The sequence below is a fragment of the Microcoleus sp. B5-D4 genome (assembly GCF_036705145.1).
Taxonomy (GTDB): Bacteria; Cyanobacteriota; Cyanobacteriia; order Cyanobacteriales; family Microcoleaceae; genus Microcoleus.
This window is the reverse complement of the sequence record NZ_JAUBTV010000063.1, coordinates 1-24,603: the sequence shown is the minus strand read 5'-3', so window position 1 is coordinate 24,603 and position 24,603 is coordinate 1. Positions and strand designations below refer to the sequence as shown.

16 protein-coding genes are annotated in these 24,603 nt (G+C 45.6%); 11 read left to right on the top strand and 5 right to left on the bottom strand.

Annotated features, from left to right (window positions below; genetic code table 11):
• The first annotated feature begins 137 nt into the window (after nt 1–137).
• From QUB10_RS24160 to QUB10_RS24135, 6 genes are all read left to right on the top strand, one after another.
• Nucleotides 138–2,114 carry a carbamoyltransferase gene (locus QUB10_RS24160; protein ID WP_333205769.1) on the top strand — a complete coding sequence of 659 codons (1,977 nt, stop codon included), beginning with the start codon at nt 138–140 and terminating at the stop codon, nt 2,112–2,114.
• A gap of 100 nt (nt 2,115–2,214) precedes the next feature.
• Nucleotides 2,215–2,622 carry an SxtJ family membrane protein gene (locus tag QUB10_RS24155; RefSeq protein WP_333205768.1) on the top strand — a complete coding sequence of 136 codons (408 nt, stop codon included), beginning with the start codon at nt 2,215–2,217 and terminating at the stop codon, nt 2,620–2,622.
• Nucleotides 2,623–2,787, top strand: coding sequence for a DUF5989 family protein (locus QUB10_RS24150; protein WP_190657062.1), 165 nt, complete (start codon nt 2,623–2,625; stop codon nt 2,785–2,787).
• A gap of 4 nt (nt 2,788–2,791) precedes the next feature.
• Nucleotides 2,792–4,027 (top strand): SGNH/GDSL hydrolase family protein, encoded by a 1,236-nt coding sequence (locus tag QUB10_RS24145; protein WP_333205767.1) that lies wholly within the window; start codon nt 2,792–2,794, stop codon nt 4,025–4,027.
• A gap of 13 nt (nt 4,028–4,040) precedes the next feature.
• Nucleotides 4,041–5,366, top strand: a complete 1,326-nt coding sequence (locus QUB10_RS24140; protein ID WP_333205766.1) for a hypothetical protein — start codon at nt 4,041–4,043, stop codon at nt 5,364–5,366.
• 6 nt (nt 5,367–5,372) lie between these two features.
• On the top strand, nt 5,373–6,704 hold the full coding sequence (locus QUB10_RS24135; RefSeq protein WP_445300787.1) for a hypothetical protein: 1,332 nt from the start codon (nt 5,373–5,375) through the stop codon (nt 6,702–6,704).
• Between the two features lie 276 nt (nt 6,705–6,980).
• Here the strand turns inward: QUB10_RS24135 and QUB10_RS24130 are convergent, their stop codons facing one another.
• Nucleotides 6,981–8,309, bottom strand: a complete 1,329-nt coding sequence (locus QUB10_RS24130; protein WP_333205764.1) for a hemolysin family protein — start codon at nt 8,307–8,309, stop codon at nt 6,981–6,983.
• A 424-nt stretch (nt 8,310–8,733) separates the two neighbouring features.
• On the opposite strand from QUB10_RS24130, the gene mfd reads away from it, so the two are divergent.
• Nucleotides 8,734–12,291, top strand: coding sequence for a transcription-repair coupling factor (gene mfd, locus QUB10_RS24125; RefSeq protein ID WP_333205763.1), 3,558 nt, complete (start codon nt 8,734–8,736; stop codon nt 12,289–12,291).
• Between the two features lie 126 nt (nt 12,292–12,417).
• The gene (locus tag QUB10_RS24120; protein WP_333205790.1) at nt 12,418–13,077 is read left to right on the top strand and encodes an S-layer homology domain-containing protein; all 660 of its coding nucleotides are present in this window, start codon (nt 12,418–12,420) and stop codon (nt 13,075–13,077) included.
• A gap of 261 nt (nt 13,078–13,338) precedes the next feature.
• Here the strand turns inward: QUB10_RS24120 and QUB10_RS24115 are convergent, their stop codons facing one another.
• On the bottom strand, nt 13,339–14,055 hold the full coding sequence (locus tag QUB10_RS24115) for a heme oxygenase (biliverdin-producing) (RefSeq protein WP_333205762.1): 717 nt from the start codon (nt 14,053–14,055) through the stop codon (nt 13,339–13,341).
• A gap of 266 nt (nt 14,056–14,321) precedes the next feature.
• Nucleotides 14,322–17,567, bottom strand: coding sequence for a DNA topoisomerase (ATP-hydrolyzing) subunit B (gyrB, locus tag QUB10_RS24110; RefSeq protein ID WP_333205761.1), 3,246 nt, complete (start codon nt 17,565–17,567; stop codon nt 14,322–14,324).
• A gap of 257 nt (nt 17,568–17,824) precedes the next feature.
• On the opposite strand from gyrB, the gene miaA reads away from it, so the two are divergent.
• A complete protein-coding gene (gene miaA, locus QUB10_RS24105) occupies nt 17,825–18,730 on the top strand; it encodes a tRNA (adenosine(37)-N6)-dimethylallyltransferase MiaA (RefSeq protein ID WP_333205760.1) in 906 nt (301 codons plus the stop codon).
• 69 nt (nt 18,731–18,799) lie between these two features.
• Here the strand turns inward: miaA and QUB10_RS24100 are convergent, their stop codons facing one another.
• Together QUB10_RS24100 and msrP are read right to left on the bottom strand one after the other, a co-directional pair.
• Entirely contained in the window at nt 18,800–19,453 is a 654-nt protein-coding gene (locus QUB10_RS24100; protein WP_333205759.1) for a Uma2 family endonuclease, read from the bottom strand.
• A gap of 260 nt (nt 19,454–19,713) precedes the next feature.
• Nucleotides 19,714–20,697 (bottom strand): protein-methionine-sulfoxide reductase catalytic subunit MsrP, encoded by a 984-nt coding sequence (gene msrP, locus QUB10_RS24095; protein WP_333205758.1) that lies wholly within the window; start codon nt 20,695–20,697, stop codon nt 19,714–19,716.
• Between the two features lie 557 nt (nt 20,698–21,254).
• Here msrP and QUB10_RS24090 point away from each other — a divergent pair.
• On the top strand, nt 21,255–23,309 hold the full coding sequence (locus tag QUB10_RS24090; RefSeq protein ID WP_333205757.1) for a serine/threonine-protein kinase: 2,055 nt from the start codon (nt 21,255–21,257) through the stop codon (nt 23,307–23,309).
• Between the two features lie 526 nt (nt 23,310–23,835).
• Entirely contained in the window at nt 23,836–24,405 is a 570-nt protein-coding gene (locus tag QUB10_RS24085) for a tetratricopeptide repeat protein (protein ID WP_333205756.1), read from the top strand.
• The last annotated feature ends 198 nt before the right edge of the window (nt 24,406–24,603 follow it).

Here is a 24,603-nt window from a genome sequence, read left to right as displayed (position 1 = left end):
GGCTGCCCACCGACATCAATCCAGGTAAAATTAGAGGCGATCGCAAAATTCAATTCCCAATCAGCACTTATGCAGCTATAATCGTTAGCTATTCTAAATAGTCAAAAGCAAACGCATTGCGATTTGTGAGGAGAGCGATGAACATACTTGGAATCTCGGCGTACTATCACGACAGCGCCGCAGCCTTAATTCGCGACGGAGAAATTATAGCAGCAGCGCAGGAAGAAAGATTTTCCCGCAAAAAGCATGACGCCAGATTCCCTAAGAATGCGATCGCTTATTGCTTGAAAGAAGCGCAAATAGATTTGCGGGAACTCGATCAAATAGTCTTTTACGACAAACCTTTAGTCAAATTCGAGCGCCTTCTCGAAACCTATTTAGCCTACGCACCCCAAGGTTTTCGCTCTTTCCTAGCCGCCATGCCGATATGGCTCAAAGAAAAGCTTTACCTCAAAACCATGCTCAAAAGAGATCTGGCAGCAATAGCAAACTGCAAAACAAATAAACTGCCATCTCTGCTATTTACCGAACACCACCAATCCCACGCAGCATCGGCATTTTTCCCCAGCCCGTTTCAAAAAGCAGCCGTTTTGTGCCTCGACGGCGTGGGCGAGTGGGCAACAACCTCGGTTTGGTTGGGAGACGGGAACCAACTGACACCTCAGTGGGAAATCGATTTTCCCCACTCCTTGGGTTTGCTTTATTCAGCTTTCACCTATTACACCGGCTTCAAAGTCAACTCTGGCGAATACAAACTCATGGGTTTAGCACCTTACGGCGAACCCAAGTATGTAGATAAGATTCTCAACTATTTAATCGACCTCAAAGATGACGGAACTTTCCGTTTGAACATGGATTATTTCAACTATACAGTTGGCTTAACCATGACAAACAAGAAGTTTGACGAACTGTTTGAAGGGCCGCCGCGTCAAGCTGAAGGAAAATTGACTCAGCGAGAAATGGACATTGCAGCTTCCATTCAAGTTGTTACCGAAGAAGTTGTTTTGCGACTTTGCAGAACAGTTAAAAAAGAATTGGATGTCGATTATCTTTGTCTGGCCGGCGGCGTTGCTCTCAACTGTGTTGCTAACGGCAGACTCTTGCGGGAAGGTATTTTCAAAGATATTTGGATTCAGCCGGCGGCGGGAGATGCTGGCGGTGCTTTGGGCGCGGCTTTGGCGATTTGGTATCAGTATTGCGAACAAACTCGCACTGTGATCGCCAACTCGACAGCAAATAGTATAGAATCCCTCAAAACTGAACTTGTCACTACAAACGCAGCGGTTGAGGAGAGGACTGAAGTTCTCACTGCGAACCAAGCGGTGGCAACTGTGGCGAAGTCTGTTGCTCATTTAACTTGTCACGATCAAATGCGGGGCTCATATTTGGGCCCGAGGTTTACTGAAGCAGAAATTCTCGAATATTTGGATGCTGTCAAAGCTAGCTATCATCGATTGGACGATGCCGAATTAATGCCGCAGTTGGCGGAAATTTTGGAACAGGGAAATGTGGTGGGATGGTTCCAGGGGCGGATGGAATTTGGGCCCCGGGCTCTGGGTGGTCGATCGATCATTGGCGATCCCCGCAGTGCTAAAATGCAGTCCGTGATGAACCTGAAAATTAAATATCGGGAATCTTTTCGACCTTTTGCTCCGTCAATCTTAGCCGAACGAGTTGCGGATTATTTCGAGATTGACCATTCTAGTCCTTATATGCTATTGGTAGCACCTGTCAAATCCAGTCTCCGCATTCCGATGACTCCCGAACAAGAGCAGTTGTTTGGCATTGAAAAGCTCAACATTCCGCGATCGGAGATTCCGGCTGTCACCCACGTCGATTACTCGGCTCGCATTCAAACTGTTCACAAAGAAACGAATCCTCGCTACTATGACTTAATCAGCCATTTTGAAAAGCGATCGGGCTGTTCAATTGTGGTAAATACTTCTTTCAACGTCCGAGGCGAACCCATTGTTTGCACTCCAGAGGATGCTTACCGCTGTTTCATGCGAACCGAAATGGACTATCTGGTTTTGGAAAATTACTTGCTTCCCAAGTCCGAACAAATTCCTTGGAAACAAGATGATGCTTGGAAAAATGAATTTGAACTAGATTAGTCATGAGTCCTTAGTTATTAGTCATTAGTTATTAGTTATTAGTTGGTACGAATAACTAATAACTAATAACCAATTCCCCATTCCAAATTCCCCATTTCTAATGAGCGAAGAAATTAAAAAACTCGACAAAAAAGGCTTGCGCGATTTCGGGCTGCTAATTGGCGGCTTGATTGGAGTGCTGTTCGGTTTAGCAGTACCTTTACTGCGGCGGCATTCTCTACCTTGGTGGCCTTGGGCAATCTGCGGAGTTCTGGTGCTGCTAGCATTGGTTGCGCCGAAATCGCTTAATCCCGTTTATCACGGGTGGATGCGCTTTGGAATTATTCTTAACAAAATCGAAACGCCGATCGTCCTAGGGATAGTTTTTTACCTGATAGTTTGGCCGATGGGAGTGATCAAAAACATTTTCGGCGAAGATGCCATGCGGCGCAAACTAAATCCGAAAATGGATACTTACCGCGTCCCCAGTAAAGCAAGAACAAAAGTTAGTATGGAGCGTCCTTTTTAAGTGTTTGAAGCAACTTTAGATTTTCTCAAAGATTTGTGGGCGTTTATGAAAGAACGCCAAAAGTATTGGCTGTTGCCGCTCATTGTGACTTTAGTCTTTTTGGGAGCTTTGATTGTATTGAGTCAGGGTTCTGTGATTGCTCCATTTATTTACACGCTGTTTTGAAATAATGAGCAAGTTGAAAGATTTGGGTGTCAATTTGGGTTTGACACTCGGCGGTTTATTGATGGGGGTGGTAATTGGTGAAATTGGATTGCGAGTTGCTAAAGTTGAGGGCTATCCAAAAATAGGAGATTTCGCAGACTCGGCGCCAACTCGTTTTCACACTTCCGATCCGAATTTGGGCTGGAAGCTGAAACCTGGTGTGTCGGGCGAGTGGAATGGGGAAGGTGCGAGTTTTGTGCAGGTGAATAGCGAGGGTTTGCGCGATCATCGTGAACATACCAAAGCAAAACCTCCAAATACTTTGCGCGTTGCGGTTTTGGGCGATTCTTTCACCGAAGCAATTCAGGTACCTGTCGAACAAACTTTCTGGTCAAAATTGGAACGAAAGTTAGGCAACTGCGAAGCTGTTAAGGGACGGAAAAATGTTGAGGTCATGAATTTCGGCGTGCAGGGTTACGGTACTGCTCAAGAATTGATAATGCTGCGAAAAAAAGTGTGGGATTACAATCCTGATATTGTAATTCTTGCTTTTTTTATTGGCAATGATGTGATTAATAATTCGCCGAAATTGGAATATGACCTTTACCGACCATTTTTTGCTTATGATGCTAGCGGCAAGTTAGTACCGGATATGTCTTTTCGCAATCTGCCGCCGATCGATCGCAACGAAAGAGCAGTTTCCTTTGTAGACCGAATGCCCCGTTTGATCGTCAAAAATTCGCGCATTTTGCAGGTTATTAAAAAAGTAGACTTAGAAAGGAAAAAGCGCGAGTTATCTGAGGATTTTACCACTTTAAGTACCAAAAACCTCAAGGAACCTGAGAATGCAGCTTGGGAAGAGGCTTGGAGGGTGACAGAGGGTTTGATTGTGACGATGCGGAATGAAGTCGTGCAGAAAAATGCTGATTTTTTGGTGGTGACAATCGGCGATCCGATGCAAGTTAGACCGGAGGCCGATCGGCGAAAAGATTTTATGAAAAAAAACAACATTCAGGATTTGTTTTATCCCGATAGGCGGCTGGAAAAATTGGGCGCGCGCGAGGGTTTTCGGGTACTAAATTTATCCGAACAGATCCAAGGTTACACGGAAAAATATCAAGTCTGCGCCCACGGTTTTGATAATTCTGTACCCTGTGGAGGTCACTGGAATGAACTCGGACATCGGCTGGCTAGTATCCTGATTAACCGAAATTTGTGCGAAAATTTGAAGCAGTCTCAAGTACCCAAAAAACAACCGTAATCAGTCAAATTTCATGAAAGATTCAACGGCGCTAAAAAAAAGCAAAAACATATTAATTATAATCGCGGTTAATTTGGCGATCGCCTTTATTTGTCTGGAAGCTTTATCGCTAGCTTTTTATTTTATCAATCAAAAACAATTTTTTTATACCCGAACTAAAGCCAAAGAAAAAGTAGTAGAAGATATTGAAAGGAGCGGCATTAGACTTGATGAATCTATCGTAGAAAGACTGCACCCACTTTTTGGCTATGTACTCAAACAAGGTGCTTTCACCAATGAAAAATTAAAGTTAAAAGTCAACAAACAAGGCTTTTTTTCACTATACGAATATCCCTTTGTTAAAACCAATAAAAATCAAGTTATTATCGGAGTTTTTGGCGGTTCAGTTGCAAATAATTTTGCAGTTGATGAATACGTCAATCGCAGATTGTCTAACAAATTGAAGACTTATCCAGAATTTGCCAACAAAGAAATTATTGTTTTAAATTTTGGCAACGGCGGCTACAAACAGCCCCAACAATTATTAGTTTTAAATTACTTTTTGGCTTTGGGTCAAGAGTTAGATTTAGTCATTAATATTGACGGTTTTAACGAAGTAGCACTGTCAAATTTAAACAACAAAGCCCAAGTAGAAATAGGAATGCCCAGCGTTCAGCACATACAGCCTCTGACTGGTTTAGCCAACAACAACTTGTCACCGGAAGCGATGAGCTCGATCGTGCAAATTAACGAAAACAAAAAACAGTTGAAAGCAGGTATTGACAAATTACCAACTTGTCAACTTGCTTTGTGTCACGCTGTCACCTCGCTACAGGTGAAACAATTAGTCAACAATTACCAGCAAGCCGTTGTCAAGTACGATTCGCAAGTCAAACCATCCAACCCAGACACGGCAAATAGCAGTATAGTGTACATTCCCAAAGCTGACTCTGTTTTGCAGGAGGCCGCTGCTTTTGACAAAATGGCATCGATGTGGTATGAATCGTCGATCGGGATGAATCAAATTTTATCAAGTAGAAAGATTAAGTATTTTCACTTTATCCAGCCCAACCAGTATTATCCCACTAAGCGAGCGTTTACCGCCAAGGAAAACGAAATCGCGATCGACAACAAGAGTCCTTACATTGAAGGTGTGAAAAAAGGTTATCCGGTATTGTTGTCCAAAGTCGATGATTTGCAAAAAGCTGGGGTTAATGTTTTTAGCGCAGTGAATATTTTAGACAATACAAAAGAGACGGTTTACAAAGATGCCTGCTGCCACTATAATTCAGTCGGAGACGAAGTATTGGCAAACTATGTTTCTAGTTCCATTATTAAAGTAGTAAGAGAGTCGAAATAGAGGTTTATGAAAGATTTAAAATTTCTCAAAAAAGGGCAAGAATTCCTCAAGATAACTTTGATTAATTTAGTGCTTTTACTGGTTTTCCTGGAACTTGGCTCCCTGGCATGGTATTTTGTCAAGCACAAGCAATTTTTCTATACGAGAGAAAAGACGCAAGATAAATCTGCCTTGGGAATTAATTTAGAAGGAGTGCGACTCAATGAGTCTATAGTCGAAAGATTTCATCCTTTTTTTGGGTTCATTCAGAAACCAGGCCCTGACTTTCGCCCCGGTTTTAAAAATAACAACTATGGGTTTCTCTCACCTTACGATTACCCTTTCAAAAAGACTAAACCCAATCAATTTATTATCGGAGTTTTTGGCGGTTCTGTGGCTTCTAATTATGGAATATTTGAAGTTCAAAACAAAATTTTACCTCAATACCTCAAGCAGCTTCCGGGTTTGAAAGATAAAGAATTTGTAATTTTGTCTTTTGCTACCGGTGGCTACAAACAACCCCAGCAATTATTGATTTTAAACTATTTTTTGGCTTTAGGGCAAGAACTGGATCTGGTCGTCAATATAGATGGTTTTAATGAAGTAGCACTTTCTAACTTAAACAATAAAAATCAAGTCGATTTGGCGATGCCAAGCATTCAGCATATTTTGCCGTTGACTAGCTTGGCGAATAATAGCCTTTCTACCAAAGCGATGAAAGCAACTATCAGAATCCAAGAAAATAAAGCTAGGATTAGTCAGGGTTTGGAACGTTTGCAAAACTGTTCTTTAGCTGCGTGCGATGCTTTGACTTCTGTTTACGTTCAAAATCTAGTTAATAACTATAAAACCGATGTTATTAAGTTTGAAAAAGAACGGACTAAACAAAAAAAAGATGACGGCGGCAGCGTGATTTATATCAATCTTAACAATTCTGTTATAAAAGATGATGCTGCTTTTGAACAAATGGCCCAGAATTGGGCGAAAAGTTCAATTTTTATGCAAAAAGTGCTGTCTGCTAGTAAGGTGCCTTATTTTCATGTTCTTCAGCCTAATCAATATTATCAGACGAAAAGGGTGTTTGGTGAAGCCGAAAAGCAGATTGCTTTTAACAAGGATACTCCTTATGCTAAAGCTGTGCAAATTGGATATCCGGCTCTTTTCAAAAAGTTTCCTAATTTAGAAAAAAATAATATCACTCTAGTGAATGCTGTCAATGTTTTTGACAAGACAAAAGATGCTGTTTATGTAGATAGCTGCTGCCACTACAATCAAGCTGGAGAGGTAGTTTTCAGCAATTATGTGGGCCGTTCTATTCTGGAATCTTTGCGGAAAGATGAAATAAAAAAGAAGAAGTGATATTATGTCTGGTTGATTCGTTATTGTACAATTTGCGAACTCGTAGGGGCGGGTTCACCAACAATATATAACGATAACCAACAATATATAAAAACCCGCCCCACTCACCAATAATTCACATCAACCTGATATTTATATTTAATTCCTAAATGTAGGTGATGATTTATCGTTGGGTGGGGGCGGGTTTTTGAGATTGTTTGTTTCCGGCGATGATGGTTGGTGAACCCGCCCCTACGGGTATTATGTCGATGGATTAAAATTACATGGTTTTTAGTTTTAGGTTTTTGGTTCGGTTTTAGGTCGATCGCCCGCTGAGTCGATCGGCATTACCAAGATTTTATCAACTCGATTCCCGTCCATATCCACTACTTCCACGCGCAAACCGTTCCACTCAAAATGCTCTGCTGCTGTGGGAATTTTGCCCAAATTTGTAATCACAAAACCGCCCATTGTGTGGTAACTTCCTTTGTGTTCTGCTGACTCTTCGATTCCAAACAGCTCAAAAAAATCTTCAACTGCTAGCATTCCGTCTAACAGCCAAGAACCGTCTTCGCGCTGCACGGCTTCCGGCTCGTCAGCATCTTCTATTGAGGGAAAGTCGCCAACGAGTTCGACCAAAATGTCGTTGACTGTAACCAATCCTTGAATTACCCCGTATTCATCTACTACCAAGGCAATTTGATTGCTAGATTGTTTGAAAAGTTCTAATACTTTTAAACCCCGCGTGCTTTCCGGTACAAATAACGGTCGTCGTAAAGAAGCGCTTAAATCTAGGGGTTGACCAGTTAAAGTCCGAGACAGCATATCAGTAACGTGTACTAAACCGACAACGTTGTCGAGCCCTCCCTGACAAACGGGAAACCGAGAATGACCACTGCCGAGCATTTTTTGGCGGTTTTCTTCCACTGAGTCGTCGAGGTCGAGCCAGGTAAGATCGGGACGCGGGGTCATTAAGGCGCTGACTCGCCGATCGCCCAAACGAAACACTCTTTCCACCATATCTTGTTCGGCTTCTTCAAAGGTTCCGGCTTCTGTTCCTTGCTCGATTAAAACTTTAATTTCTTCCTCTGTAACTTGCGGTTCTGTTGAAGGCACAATCCCCATGATCCGCATTACTAAGTCAGTGGAATGACTTAACAGATAAACCGCAGGAGCGCCAATTTTTGAGAGCATTCGCATGGGAATTGCTACGCTTGAGGCGATGGGCTCCGGGTTGTTGAGCGCTAGCCGCTTCGGCACAAGTTCGCCGATAATTAGGGTCAGATAAGTGATCGTTAAAACTGCTACTACTGAGGCGATCGTCTGAGAGTAGGGCGCAAGGGCAGGGATCAGGCGCAACAAAGGCTCTACCCTTCTAGAAATCGTCGTTTCTCCGAAAGCGCCCGACAGAATGGCCAGCATCGTAATCCCGATTTGAACTGTCGGCAAGAACTGATTGGGGGCATTAGCCAGATCCAAAGCTACGCGGGCATTGATCGAACCTTGGTTGGCCATCTGTTGCAGTCTCACCTTCCGTACAGAGATGATGGCCATCTCTGACATCACAAATAAGCCATTGAGGAAAACCAGCAGGAGAACAATCAGAATATCGGTACTTGGGGACATTTCTAAAATTTTCGGTAGTAACGGCAAAGCGCTGTGCCCGGTTAGTCGATTTTAGATTTTAGATTTTAGATTTTAGATTGACGACGCCGCCAGTATCTGGGGGATTTCCCTAATGTCTAAAATTCTTCGATCTTCACAACTTGAGTACGTGGCAGGGTATCCGTCTTTGGGTGCAGTCACAGGAGAGGTCTGGAAGCTGCGAATCTCGATCGCAAAATCGAAATTTTTTCTAAACCTGTCACTAGATTAACGTCCCGGGCTCGATCCCGATCGCTGGATCGACACATTAAAGCAGAAATCTATCTCCAGTTAAGTTCCCAGGCGTCAACAGCAGAGCGGCACAATCATGGATGTTTGTCGTACAATCTCCTTAACAGGCAAAGGGAAAGAGCCTTCGCCGATCGGGGATTAAAATTAAAAGCGCATGACTTTCTCTTCAATAATTCGTACCCTGGGGCGATCGCCCCTAGCAACAGAACTCCTCAACAAGCTCAAGCGCCATCGCTGCTTGCAACTGTCCGGCATCGCCCGGTTGCCTAAAAGTTTGGTAGCTTCCGCCCTCGCACAGCAAGAGGGGCGAAACTTATTGGCAGTAACGGCTACTTTAGAAGAAGCCGGCCGCTGGGTTGCCTCTTTAGAGGCGATGGGCTGGCAAACCGTACATTTTTACCCGACTTCGGAGGCTTCACCCTACGAGCTATCTTACTCCGACGAGAACGAAATGACGTGGGGGCAAATGCAGGTGCTGGCGGATTTGGTCGAGAAACGAGAAACAAACGCTAATTCTAAGCCGATCGCGATTGTAGCTACCGAAAGAGCTCTCCAGTCTCACTTGCCGCCACCTGCTGCTTTTGAACCCTACTGTCTGACGCTGAAGCGAGGTGCGGTTCAAGACTCGAAGATACTGGATCGTCAACTGGTGTCGATGGGGTACGATCGAGTGACTCTGGTAGAAATGGAGGGCCAGTGGAGTCGCCGGGGTGATATTGTCGATGTATTTCCGGTAGCGGCGGAGTTGCCAGTGCGGCTGGAGTGGTTTGGGGATGATTTGGAGCAAATTCGAGAGTTTGATCCGTCTTCCCAGCGATCGCTCGATAAGGTCGATCGATTAGTTTTAACTCCCACTAATTTTAACACAATTATTAAAGCAGTTTTATCTGAAAAAAAGGTTGACGAAATCAACCATCTAGGCTCTGTTGACCCAGAAAATGAAACCGAAAAATTTGTCCGCAGGCTGTTGGGTTTAGCGTTTGAAAAACCCGCATCTTTGTTGGATTATTTGCCAGAAAATACTTTAGTTGTTATTGACGAACCACAAGGGTGCGAAGGTCACAGCGACCGCTGGTTTGAGAATGCAGAGCAACAGTGGAAAAATTGCGAGCGGGAATCTGTTGTTGCGGAGGCGGGAACAGAAAAGTTGCCAATTTCTCATTTGAAAGTTCCGAAAATTCACCGCACTTTTGCTGAATCTATGGCAGATGTCGCAGCTTTCGAGCGGCTAGAACTTTCTGAATTAGCCGAAGATTCTACGGCGAAAAAACTTCAAAGCTCTGCGGAGGGCGACCAGCTACCGTCTGCGATTAATTTGGCTTCTCGCCCTGTGCCGGTGATGCCTCACCAATTTGCTAAGCTGTCTCAAATGCTCAGGGAAGAGCGCGATCGGGGTTTTACTATTTTCCTGGTTTCGGCTCAACCCAGCCGTTCTGTTTCTTTGCTCTCGGAACACGACTGTCCGGCTCAGTTTGTGGTAAATCCGCGTGATTATTTGGCGATCGATAAGTTGCAATTGCAGCACGTTCCGGTTGCTTTGAAGTACAGCGGGCTGGCAGAATTGGAAGGTTTTATTCTGCCGACTTTTCGGATTGTGTTAATTACCGATCGGGAATTTTACGGTCAGCATTCTCTCGCTACTTTTAGCTACGTCCGCAAGCGCCGCCGTGCTGCTTCTAAGCAAGTAGACCCGAATAAATTAAGCCCTGGTGATTATGTGGTTCACCGCCAGCATGGAGTGGGTAAATTTATCAAGTTGGAACGTTTGACGATTGATCGGGAAACTCGCGAATATTTATTGATTCAATACGCTGACGGTACTCTGAGGGTGGCGGCAGATCAATTGGGCGCTTTGTCGCGGTTTCGGACTGTAGCCGATAAAGTACCGGATTTAAACAAGCTGACAGGTCAAACTTGGGAAAAAACTAAAACCAAGGTTCGCAAAGCTGTTAAGAAATTAGCGGTAGATTTGTTGAATCTTTATGCTAAAAGAGCTCAACAAACAGGTTACGCTTTTCCTCCTGATATGCCTTGGCAACAAGAATTAGAGGATTCTTTTCCTTACCAGCCGACGCCGGATCAGTTGAAGGCAACTCAAGATGTGAAACGCGATATGGAGGGCGATCGACCGATGGATCGCTTGGTGTGCGGCGATGTCGGTTTTGGTAAGACAGAAGTGGCTCTGAGAGCGATTTTTAAGGCGGTTACGGCGGGCAAGCAGGTGGCTTTGCTCGCTCCGACGACGATTTTGACCCAACAGCACTATCACACGCTCTCGGAGCGTTTTTCCCCTTATCCGATCGAAGTTGGTTTGCTGAATCGCTTTCGCACTGAAACCGAGCGCCGGGAGATTCACAAGCGTTTGGCGACTGGGGAATTAGATGTGATTGTCGGTACTCAAGCTGTTTTGAGCAAAGCGATTAAATTTCGGGATTTGGGCTTGTTGGTGGTGGATGAAGAACAGCGGTTTGGGGTTAAGCAAAAGGAAGCAATTAAATCTCTCAAAACAGAGGTAGATGTTCTAACTCTGACAGCAACGCCGATTCCCCGGACTTTGTATATGTCGCTGTCGGGGATTCGCGAGATGAGTTTGATTTCGACTCCGCCTCCTTCCAGGCGCCCGATTCAGACGCATTTGGCTCCCTATAACCCGGAAGTGGTGCGATCGGCAATTCGTCAAGAATTAGACAGGGGCGGTCAGGTTTTTTACGTGGTGCCGCGGATTGAGGGGATTGATGAGTTGGCAGTTCAGTTGCAGGAGATGGTTCCGTCTGCCAGAATTGCGATCGCCCACGGTCAAATGGAGGCTTCGGAATTAGAATCCATCATGCTGACTTTCAGTGCGGCGGAGTTTGATATTTTGGTGTGCACGACGATTATTGAGTCGGGTTTGGATATTCCGCGAGTCAATACAATTTTAATTGAAGACGCGCAGAAGTTTGGTTTGGGTCAGCTTTACCAGTTGCGGGGACGGGTGGGACGCGCGGGGATTCAAGCTCACGCTTGGCTGTTTTATCCGAAGCAGAACCAACTGTCTGATGCTGCAAGGCAGCGGCTGCGGGCTATTCAAGAGTTTGCCCAGTTGGGTTCGGGCTATCAGTTGGCTGTCCGAGATATGGAAATTCGCGGTTCGGGTGATGTTTTGGGTACTGAACAATCTGGTCAAATGGAGGCGATCGGTTTTGATTTGTATGCTGAAATGTTAGAGGAGGCTATTCGGGAAATTAAGGGTCAGGAAATTCCGAAAGTTGAGGACGCGCAAATTGACCTAACTTTGACGGCGTTTATTCCTGCAGATTACATCGCAGATTTGGATCAAAAGATGAGCGCTTACCGGTCTGTGGCTTCTGCTAATACTCCAGAAGAGTTACAGCAGATTCAGGTTGATTGGTGCGATCGTTATGGGCCAATTCCTCTGCCAGCCCAACAACTTATCCGTGTGGTCGAACTCAAACAAATCGCTAAAAAAATCGGTTTTTCTCGGATCAAACCGGAGAATAAGCAGAACATAGTTTTGGAAACTACGATGGAAGAGCCTGCTTGGAATTTGCTCAAGGCTAATTTGCCGGAACATTTGCGCTCTCGTTTTGTCTACAGCAAGGGGAAGGTTACTATTCGAGGTATGGCGGTTTTGACGGCCCAAAAGCAATTGGATAATTTGATTGATTGGCTGGGTAAAATGCAGGGCGCTTTGCCGGAAGCCAATCTTTGATTTTAATATATAATCCCCAAATCTCGCGCACCGCCGAAACCACCGAATAATACCGATGGAACCCTAAAAAATATTACTGCTGTTTTCATGATGGTTTTAGCGACAGAAAGGATTAAAATCGTGAAAATGTTAGTGAGTATTTTTTTGGCGATCGCGCTAATGCAAGGAGTCCCAATGGCGGTTCAATCTCAACAAATAATTGACCCGATCGATCGGGTTGTGAGTGCCGGATTGATGAATAAAGATGCTAGTGGTAATTTTAATGCTGATGGCCTTGTCAGTCGCGCCGATTTGGCGGTGATTTTAGTGAAAACTTTTGGTTTGGAACGCCGGAAAACCGCTCAGAAACCGGATAGGGAATTGCCGGACGTACCGAAGAGTTACTGGGCTTACAGTGCGATTCAAACTGTTTTGAAAACGGGAACGATGAGTGGATATCGCGACGGAATGTTTTTCCCCAATCAAAGGGTGACTCGCGCTGAAGCTTTGGCGATTTTTGCTCAAGCTTACGGGGTTTTTCAGTTTCCCGAACCCAGCATTTCCGAAATTTTAGCTAAGTATCCAGATGCAGGCGAAATTCCTAATTGGGCTAGAAAGTCTTTGGCTACTGCACTTTATGAAGGGTTTGTTAATGTTGAGCTGGCAACTAATAAGATTAATCCTTTGAAGCCGATGACTCGTGGAGATATCGCTTACGCTTTGAGCAAGTATTTGGAGGGGCAGGTAAGGCCCAGTTCTTTGCCTGTCCCGGACGAGGAGCCTCCCGATCGCGGCGTGGGAAGGTGATAGTGTTGAATTGTGATATCAAATCCGGTAGCATCGGAATTATTCCTCTCTGTATTCTCTCCCTCTGCGTTCTCTGCGACCTCTGCGGTTAAATCATTCCGATACAACCGGAAACGATATGAGTTAAAAAGTCGATCGCCCGCAATTCAAACACCATGCAAAATCCCGGAGATTTGGTGACTGTAAAAGCAGCCATCAAACCCCCAGGATTTAAGTTTTTCCTCTTAAACGAGGCTCAAATTATCCCCAGTGAGCTTTAACTCAATCAGCAGTAGCCAATTCGGTACTGGCACCACCGCGCTTCCGTGTCAGGGTATTGAAAAGCATCTGACCAACTGCTTTAATCAAATTGCCTTCTAACTCCATGAACATCTTCATGTTCATGCCAAAAGCTGCATTAGCTTCGTCAACAATTCGCTCTGCTGTTGCTTCGTCAATCGGCAGTTCATTCATTGCCTGACGGTACTTACCCTTGAATTCTTTTTCATCAGGAATATCCTGGAATTCATAGAAAGCAGTGCCTTCTCCCTCGGAAAGATTCATCCCGCGTTGGGCAATTCCCTTCAGGATTTGTCCGCCGGATAAATCGCCAAGGTAGCGAGTGTAAGAGTGAGCTACTAACAGTTCCGGCGCGATCGCCGAAATCTCGCGAATTCGCTCCACATAAGCTTTAGCTGCTGCTGACGGAGCTACTTGTTCGCGCCAATTCGCACCGTAGTAGTAAAATAAATCTTGCTCTAAGCTGTGTTTGCGATTCAACTCAGAAAAGTAAATTTTTGAAACAACCGGATGCTGCTTTTGGCGTTCCATTTCCTCTTCCATTGCCGAGTAGACAAAGTAGAGGTTTCCTACTAACTTCCGGTAAGAAGTTTTTTCTACAACGCCTTTTAAAAAACACTTGACAAAACCGACGTTTTCTGCCATTGTGTGGGACTTTTTCGTTCCCTCACGCAATTTGGTCGCTAAATTGATGCTCATGCTATACTGTCCAACCTTCTATTTTTGTGGTAGCTGATGGATGCGCCAAAAATCTAAAATTTACCTAAGCATTTACCTTAGATCGATTTGATGAGAGATTGTATTAATTTTTATAACAAAACCTAGACTCCGCAGAAGGCCTCCGAAGGTAGAAGGCACAAGCAGTTTAGTCATTAGTCCTTAGTCATTGGCTGTTAGCGAATGACTAATGACTAATGACTAATGACTAATGACTACTGACTAATGACTACTGACTACTGGCTAATTTAGATGTCCAAGTCGAGGAGGTTGAGTTTGGGGCCGTAGGTTTCAATGAATTCGCGGCGGGGGGCGACACGATCGCCCATTAAGATCGTAAAGATGCGATCGGCCTCAGCAGCGTCTTCAATCTCCACCCGTTTCAGCGTCCGAGTTTCTGGGTTCATCGTTGTATCCCACAACTGTGTCGGCATCATTTCGCCCAAACCTTTGAACCGCTGGATCGTGTAATTAGCATTCGCCGGAAATTCATTGCGGACGAGATTGTTCATTTCGCGATCGCTGTAACAGTAGTAATGATTGCGTCCCCGTTCCACTTTATAGAGAGGAGGACAAGCAATATAGATGTAACCTTGTTCTACAAGTGCCCGCTGATAGCGGTAGAAGAAAGTCAGCAACAGCGTGCGGATGTGAGCACCATCTACGTCAGCGTCAGTCATAATTACGATGTGGTGATACCGCAATTGACCCGGATCGAATTCTTCGCCTTTGATGCCCAAACCCAGGGCTGTAATTAACGATTGAATTTCGTTATTTTTGTAGATTTTGGCGTCGTCGGTTTTCTCAATGTTGAGAATTTTACCGCGCAAAGGCAGGATTGCTTGGAATTGGCGATCGCGCCCTTGTTTGGCACTGTTGTGGACAAAAATTCCCGCAGCTAATGCAAAGTTGTGACTGTTGGGCACTTCGATGTCGTAAACATCGTAGCGTTCCTCCAAATGTTCGATCGACACAACGCGGTGGTTGTAATTCCGAACCGCTTGGCGAGCATATACTTCATCACCATTAAAGTAGCGATCGCAAAACGTCTCAAACTTCAACAAAGTCTTATCACCCTTCATGCGGCGATAAAGATTGTAAGCATCTACATTCATCCAACCTTCTTTCAGGTGGACTGTCTTCAAAGCTTCCAGCGTCTGGCGGTAATAAGTTTCCTTCAAAGTCGCTTTACGTTTCTGGCGAAACTCCGGCGTCCACTGTTCCTTAGTTTTTTCGCGCCGCCACTCCAACAAATTCTCATCTTGCCACTGTTCTTTAGCAAGTTGAGAATGAGTCTCCCGTGCTTCAGGATTGTTAGCAAAATGATTACTCACCCGTTCCGACTGAGCCAAACGGTTTTCTTCACTACTCCAATACTCTTGCTGCGCTTGGTTCAGCAGTTCATTATTTTGCTGGCGATAAGTTTCATCACTATCGTAAAACTCCCGCCACTTGCTCATCATGTAAGCTTTATACTCTTCATCTTCCCACTGAGCTTTCGCCTGTTCCGAAAGAATTTGTCGCGTTTCAGGCTGCCGCATCCGCTCTTTCATCATCGCCCGAAATTCATCGGTCATGTGAGCTTGACGGCTCTTTTCAATGACATCGGGCCTGTGCAAGGTTTTCTCAAGGTTCGCGCGGTGAAGAGCCAAGTGCTCCTCAGCAGGCAATCGCTGAATATTTGTCGGATTGTTGTTGAGTTTGTTAAAGTCAACGTGATGGCGGTGATTGCCGTCAGATGCGAGATAAACGCCATGTTTCAGGTTGTAGAAATCCGCTAAAAGATGGGTGTAAATCCACTTATCACTGTTGGGATTCCAAACCATTTCGTAACCGTTAAGTCCCTGACCCTGTTTGTTTTTTTCCGACAACTTGCAGTGGAACGGCATTAATGAATCATCCGGTGTCAGCATGGCGGCTGCTTTGTAAGTGCCATCCCGCAACATGAATGGATGGTCGGGAGTGCAAGTTATTGTCTCCCCATTGTCTAATGTCAGTTTGACAACTTCAGCATTTGCTTTAGTCATCCGAGCATTAGTTATTCGCTCAAACCCAATGTTTCCACTCTCGCGAATGGTGTAGCAAAAGTGTTCTTTACCTTCTGCTTGTTCGTCAACTATCTGTTTGATAGTTTTTGTGGTGCCGTCAGCTAATTTTATTTCCTGAAATGAAAAAAAACAGCCCCCCGCGGAATCCCCCTCGACCAGGTATATCTCAGACAGGGCGGGGTCTCTAGAGCTACAGTCCGCTAATTTTCCAGGCAAAGGAGACGATTCTAAGACTGATTTTCGGCGCACTAAATCGCGGGCACGGCGGGCGGCTTCAGCGGCCTTAAATGCCTGAATTGCTTTTTCCAAAATAGCGTCGGCTACTTGGGGGCGAAACTCTAAATATTCTGTCAATACTTCGCCTACCAAGGAATCGACAATTCCCCGAACTTCTGTATTTCCTAGCTTGGTTTTAGTTTGACCTTCAAATTCCGGATCTGGGACTTTGACCGAAATCACTGCTGTCAAACCTTCGCGCACGTTTTCGCCGGCGAGGTTGGGCTCGTTTTCTTTGATTTTGTTGCGCTTGCGGGCGATCGAATTCATCGTCCGCGTCAAAACTGCCTTCAAACCTTCTAAGTGCGTGCCACCGTCGATCGTCCGAATGTTGTTAGCAAAACCTAGAACATTGTCGCTAAAAGCATCGACGCACCACTGCAAAGCCACTTCTATCTGCACGTTGTTGCGTTCTCCTTGCACGTAGATCACTTCTTCGTGCAGAGGCTGCTTTTCGCGGTTCATGTAGGCGATATATTCCTTGATTCCGCCCTCGTAACAGTATGTTTCGATGCGCGGTTCGCTACTTTTGAGCAGTTCCAAACGGTGGTCGCTAAACGTAATTCTCACGCCCGCATTCAAGTAACCCAATTCTCGCAAGCGCCCCGCGAGTGTAGTGTAATCAAATTCAATGCCAGTGCTAAATATTTGAGTATCTGGCAAGAAAGAAACTGAAGTGCCGGTGCGAGTGCCTTTGTTGGGCTTGGCAGTAAGTTCAGTAACTGGATTGCCTCTTTCGTAGCGCTGTAAATGTTCTTTTTGGTCGCGCCAAACTGTCACTTCTACCCACTCGGACAGCGCGTTAACAACAGAAATACCTACACCGTGCAATCCTCCAGAAACCTTGTAGCCACCACCGCCAAATTTACCGCCGGCGTGGAGTACAGTCATTACTGTTTCTATTCCCGATTTGCCAGTCTTGGCAACGATGCCGGTCGGAATACCCCGGCCGTCGTCTGTCACGGTAACGGAACCGTCGGCGTTGATGTCAATCTCGATGTGAGTGCAGTGGCCAGCCAGCGCCTCATCGATGGAATTGTCCACAACCTCGTAAACTAGATGGTGGAGTCCTCGCGGGCCGGTGGTACCGATGTACATCCCCGGTCGTTTACGGACTGCTTCGAGACCTTCGAGAACTTGAATCTGGTCGGCGCTGTAGCTGCTGGTCATACAAAAATAGCTCCAATAATGAGGCCTAAAGCCCCAAAAGCTTCTAAAATGGGAAAACTCCTAAAATTATAGCACAAAACCGTTAAAGGCGATGCTAGGGCTTTCTGAAGGGAAATTTATCGGGGGGAGGGATGGGAATAGTTTTGAGATTGCTGGAGGAATGCCCTGGCAGATCGCGGTGAATCAGTGTAGGAGAGAGGGGAAAGCATGGAGAGGAGAGGATTTGAGAGTTTTTATAGGGAAATTTGCGACAGCTTATGCCTAGATTAATTACGATTTGCGGGGCGACGGCGACGGGGAAGTCGGGAGTGGCTTTGGCTTTGGCGGGGCGACTGCAATCCTCGATTCTAAGTGCGGACTCTCGTCAAGTGTACCGCGAATTTGACATCGGAACCGCAAAACCGACGGCGGTCGATCGCACTTGTGTACCGCATCACTTAATTGACATCTGCGATCCGACAGAAACTCTGACACTAGCAGATTACCAGGAACAAGCTCAAAATTTAATTGCTGCTGTCGATTTTCCCCTGTCTCCCCCCCTGTTGTTGGTTGGAGGGACGGGCTTATATATTAAATCGATCGTGCGCGGTTTAAAAATTCCGAGGGTAGCACCGATGCCCGAATTGCGATCGCAGCTTGCGGAACTCGGACAATCTCAATGTTACGCGATGTTGCAGCAGGTCGATCGCTCTGCCGCTGAGAAAATTCACCTCAATGACCCAGTAAGAACTTTAAGAGCACTGGAAGTATTTTATGCGACCGGTCGCCCTATCTCCGAACAGCAGGGCGAAAATCCTCCCAATTATCCTATTTTACAAATTGGGTTGGATTGCGCGATCGATGTTTTGGTCGATCGTATCAAACAGCGCACCGAACAAATGCTAGAACGCGGTTGGATCGCGGAAGTAGAATATTTGTGTAAAAAATACGGCTGCGACTTGCCACTGTTGAACACGCTGGGCTATCAGGAAATGAAACAATATTTGGCTGGCGAGATTAAGCTTGAAGAAGCGAAAGAATTAACAATTTTGCACACGCGGCAATTTGCGAAGAGACAGGGGACTTGGTTTCGGGCCTATCCTCAAATTGAATGGTTTGATGTTAGCGCACCAGATTTGTGCGATCGAGTTTGGCGGAGGGTTGCAGAGTTTTGCGAACAATAAAGAGTTTTTTTACCGCAGAGGGCGCAGAGGGCACAGAGAAAGAGTTAAGGAGAGATGTAAGTGTTATTTTTAATTTGGCAAAATTTCTCTAATTCTTTGCCGAAACAAACGCACAGCAGCACGCTGTCCGATTGTTCGGCTTTGTTCTATGAAACCGGGAATTTCAGCAACTGGTAAAAAGGGAAATGCTAAACTCCGATCGCACATTTCATATTTTCCATCTACAAGTTGATAAACTTGCAGAGATTCTCGGCGATACCTCCACAGTTCGGGAACACCAAGAGCAGCATATATGGAATCTTTATTAACAGAAGAATTCGTGTAATCCGACTCTATTGCTAAATCGGGCGGCGGGTCATTTGGCAAATTGATATTTCTGCCTCTAACTAAAGATTCATTTTGAATGTAGAAACAGGAATCAGGTTCGACAGCACGAGTTAAATCTTCTCGTTCAAGAGTCAGCGAACCAAGACTTCTAAGTTCAATTTCCAGCTCATCTACAATAGCTTCCACAAAGCTTTCTATCAGTCGTTTGGGTTCTTCGTGTTCTTCCAGTGGCATCCTGATTTCTAATACTCCTTCATCGTAAGCAATTCTCCAAGCTCTCTCGTCCCCAACATCTGCCACCAATGCTTTAAAAGTTGACCAACTGACACCTTTTAAAATAACTCGGTTTTCTGGGGTAGTTTGCTGCTCGATGGGAGTTGATGTTGTTGTTACCATTTAACAATTCCTTGGTAGATTCATCAATTTTTATTGTAGTCGATGGACTTCAAATTTAAGGTAAAATTTAAAAACAAAGTGAAGGTATAGGGTAGGGATAGGGCAATGCCGTGTCCTGTATTTCATTTTGCTGAACCGAAAAAAATAATTTTTTTATTAACCGCAGAGAACGCAGAGGGCGCAGAGAAAGAGAAAAGAGATAAATTAATAATTTGAGAAGCAGAAAAGCCTGTTTCTCAAATTACATCTCGCGTAGTTAATTAACTGTACAAACTCGCCACATATTCGCCGTAACCGTTGTAGGGCAAAGTTGGGCGAGTTTCCCACGACCAACTGTTACCGGGACCGACTATGCGTTCGCTGGCCTGCGACCATCTGGGGTGCGGTTTGTCGGGCTCGACATTTGCTTCAAAAGCGTATTCGTTGGGGCCGATTGTATTCCAAAAAGTGGCGGGCTGCTGTTCGACAAATTCAATTTTGACGATCGACTTTGCGCCCTTAAAACCGTATTTCCAAGGAATCACTTGCCGCAGCGGCGCACCATTTTGCTTTGGTAGCCTTCGACCATACAAGCCTGTGGCGAAAAATGCTAAATCGTTCGCCATTTCTTCAATTCGCAGACCTTCTGTATAAGGCCAAGGATAAAATTGCGACATTAAACCGGGGCCGGGAGTTATTTTGCGATCGTAAAATGAGGTGAAGCGAACGAATTTAGCTTTCGATTGCGGTTCGACATCAGCCATCAGTAATTTCATGGGAAATCCGACCCAAGGAACTACCATCGCCCAGGCTTCTACACAGCGAAATCGATAAACTCGTTCTTCGATAGGAAATTTTTTGTTGAGGTCGTCAATATCATAAGTGCGGGGATTTTTTACTAAACCGCCTACTTCAACTTTCCAGTTTTCTGTTGGCAAAGCTTGAGCGGCTTGCCAAATTGATTTTGTGCCGCCGTATTCGTAAAAATTGTTGTATTTTGTAGCTAAGGCTTCGTCGGTAATCGCTCGATCGACTTTCGCAAAGGCGGGATTCCGGCTCAATTCCGAATATGCTTGGGTTGAGCTTTGATCCAGAGCAGTTTTTGAGCTAGCATTGCTTTGGCAGCCGGTCAGTGGCAGCAGCGAAGCAGTCACGCCGGCGCCGATTAAGTTTGTCATGAAGCGGCGGCGGTTGAGAAAGGCTGTTTCTGGGGTAATTTGGGGTTCGAGAATTTCCCAAGGTTTGGGTACGCGAATTAAGGGCATAAGTAATAGTTAAAAGTTAGTATAGCCTTTCTCAGTAACATGAGGTGTTCTTGGGCATTGGGCATCGGGCATTGGGCATGGGGCATTGGGCATTGGAAGAATACCTTACATTCCTGAGAACCGCTATAGTTAGTTTGGCAAAAATTGCCTAATTTTTAATCGCTTAGTCGATTTGACATGGGAAATTTCAACTTTTAGATTCACTCCATAGAACAAAGAATCGCCGATGTTTGGCAATGCCTCGCGATAGCTTTGGCAATGCTTGCGATCGCACTGAAAGTATTCGCAATGACAGTATAACGTAATTCGGTAACAGCAAATCCCGCCGATCGCTCGAATGAGCTCGGTACGATCGACCTATTAAACCTCGCTCGCAGGAAAGTCAGCAATTATTTACGCGCGATCGACGGCAGCAATTGTGGCGAAAATCTGGGAAACAATTATGATCAAGCAAAGATTCCAATTATTTAATTTGTCCACAGGAAGCGGCACGCACCGCCCCGCTTTCCTCCCCCACCAGCAATAATGTCGGACGGGGGTCTCCAGCGGAAAGACAAATGAGTTACTGCATCAATCCCCATTGCCAGAAGCCCCAAAATCTCGATCGCGCGACAGTATGCAAAAGTTGCGAGTCGAACTTGCTGCTAAAAGGCCGCTACCGAGTCTTTCACACCCTCGGTCAAAGTCTCAGTTGTCGCACCTTCTTAGCAGTCGATGAAGACCAACCTTCGCAACCCCGCTGCGTCATTCAACAGTTCTGCGGCTCAGCAGCAGCCGCAGACGGTGGCACACAGCAAAACCGGACATTTCGCGGCTCGGCGTCAGTTCTCGACGAGTTGGGCAAACATCCGCAAATACCGAAACTGCTGGCATCTTTTGAAGTCGAAGGCTGCCAGTATTTAGTCCAAGAATACATCGAAGGCCGCAATTTAGCCGATCGGCTTTCAGAAAAAGGTGTTGTTAAAGAAATTCAAATTTGGTATCTGCTGAGCGAATTGTTGCCAGTCCTGCAATTTGTTCACGAAAATCAACTGATTCACCGAGATATCAAACCGTCCAATATTATTCACCGGAAAACTCCCCAAGCATCCCCAGCTTTGGCAGGGAAAGAGGATTTACATGGAGTGTCCCAAGAAAGTGCCTCTGGGCTAGTTTTAGTCGATTTCGGCGCGGCAATTCCGGCTAATAGTGGGCCGCTCAAAACCGAAACGGTGACAGGTTCTGCGGAATACGCGGCCCCGGAACAAATTAAAGGCCAAGCGATTAAGAGCAGCGACATCTACAGTTTGGGCGTCACTTGCATTCACTTGTTAACGGGAATGTCGCCCTTTGATTTGTTTGACATCAAAGCCGAAAGTTGGACTTGGAGACATTATTTGAAAGTACCAGTTTCGGCGCGACTCGGCCGCATTCTGGATAAAATGGTGCAGCGAGAACCATCAAAACGCTATCGCTCGACCGAGGCAATTCTCACAGACATGAAATACGGCCCGGCACCGGTAGACGTGATTCTCAGCAAACCCAAGTGGACTTTGGCCATGTGGGGAGCAACTACGGTTGCCCTGCTGTCCGTAGTGCTGGGTGTTCGCTTGCCATCTCCTGCACCGCAGGCTTTCACTTCTGGTGAGCCTGCTTCTAGCATTCCCGAAATTCGGTTCAATCCGCCCCCCATGCAGAATTTCCGGGGTGAGGCATCGCCGTCAGGGCCGGCTGTACGGACTCTGGCGGATCAACACAAAAACCCGGTTTGGGCGGTAGCAGTTGCTCCCCAGGGCCGCGTGATTGTCAGCGGGAATAACGACGGCACAATTCACCTGCTGCACAAGCGTCACGGCAAGCTGCTCAAGGTTTTAGCCGGACATTTGGGGCCGGTGTGGTCGGTGGCAGTCAGTCCCGACGGCAGGACGATCGCCAGCGGTGGCGTTGACGGTACGATTAAATTGTGGAATTTCTATTCGGGCAAGTTAATTCGGACTTTGGAGGGACACCAAGACGGCGTGTTCTCGGTGGTTTTCAGTCCCGATAGCCGGACTGTGGCCAGTGTCGGTAAGGACAAAACTTTGAAGTTGTGGCAAGTCGAAGGCGGGGCCGAGTTGCAAACTCTCAAGGGGGTTTTGGACGAGGTGCAGTCGGTGGCTTTCAGTCCCGATCGAGAAACTTTGGCGATCGGCAGCAGCGACGGTAAGATCAACCTGTGGAACTGGCAGACTGGAGAATTCAAAGACACTTTTTGGGGTCATTCCGAGGCGGTTTGGTCTCTGGCCATCAGCCCGGACGGTCAAACTCTCGCCAGTGGCAGTTGGGACAAGACGGTGAAGCTGTGGGATATCAGCGCAAATAATCACTCCGGGCAGCCCAACGGTTCTCTGCTACGGACTTTGATCGGCCATTCCGACAAGGTTAAGTCCTTGGCTTTCAGTCCCGACGGAGACAAACTCGCCAGCGCGGATTTGAGCGGGACTATCAAGCTGTGGCGCATGAGTTCCGGCGAAATCGCGGGTACGCTGAAGGGTCATTCTACCTGGGTGGATTTGGCTTTTAATCCTCAAGACAAAACTCTGATCAGTGGCAGTTTTGACGACACGATTAAGGTGTGGCGACTGTCTCCTTAATTTTTTCGATCGCCCGTTCAATCAATTTTTGAACAGCTAGGGCGATCGAACATTTAGCTAATTTATCTATCAACGCTTCGGACAGTTTCAAGGCTGACGCATGGGTTTTAGAAACCCAGTTCCTATGAGTTTTGCTAACAGGAACGATAAATCTAGTGAGCAACCGGGTTTCAGATTGTCAAGAGTGTGTCCAGGACTTTGCTGGCTTTTATCTTGCTTTAATCGGGGTTCCCTGACACCTCTATTCTACGGTTAGTAATCAAAAACTGTCCGAACTGTTGCAGGACTTACGCACAGCCTCAATATATAGTGTTTTGTAGGGGCAAAACCCACGCCCGGTTGCCCGATCTAGTGTTTTGTAGGGACCAAACCCACGCCCGGTTGCCCCCATACCTGGAATGATTGCGTAATTCCTATGTTGGTACAAAAACAAATTTAAAATATCAAAGAGTCAGAATATCCCTAGAAATCGCAGTTGCTAACTAACACTTGTGGTAAAGTAGTGTCGGCTGTTAAACTAAAATATATGACCGCAAATTCCGAGTTAGCAGAGCAGTATTTGTCAGCGGGCGATAGCCTTCAGAAATCAGGAAAACTTGAGGAGGCGATCGCTCAATATCAAAAATTACTAGCCATTCAAGTGGATAGTGCGATCGCACTCAACAAGATAGCAGAAATTTATTATACGCAACAGAAATATGCAGAGGCGATCGCATCCTGTTACCAAGCACTTCGCCAGCAACCCAATTTCCCTGCCGCCTACAAAACCCTAGGGAATATCCTGCAAGCCCAAGGCAAAATAGACGCGGCAATTCGCGCCTACTCCAAGGCGATCGAATTTGATCCTAATTTTGTCGAAGCCTATGTTAATTTGGGCAGTATGTTTTACAAACAAGGCCAGCTCGATGAGGCCATAAGTTACTACCAAAAATCTATCGTTCTTCAACCAGATTTAGCCGTCGCTTATTGGAATTTAGGCAAAAGTTTGGAAGAGCAAGGTCGAATCAATGAAGGTTTATTTTATCAAAAAAAAGCTCTAAATTTACAGCCGGAGTTAGAAGGTAGAAGCAATTCAGTAAAAAATCACACTTACTGAAGAGGAATGTTATAGTCAAAATAATTCAATCATTAACGATGCAAGCTGGATCAACATGGAAATTAGCCAGAATCCGCTCGAATTCCTAACGGCTAAAGTACAAGAAACTGTTGCCGATATCCAACCCACATTCCGCAGATATTTAGACAAATTTAATAGTTTTAAATTGGGAGGCATAAAGCCATGGAATCAATATAT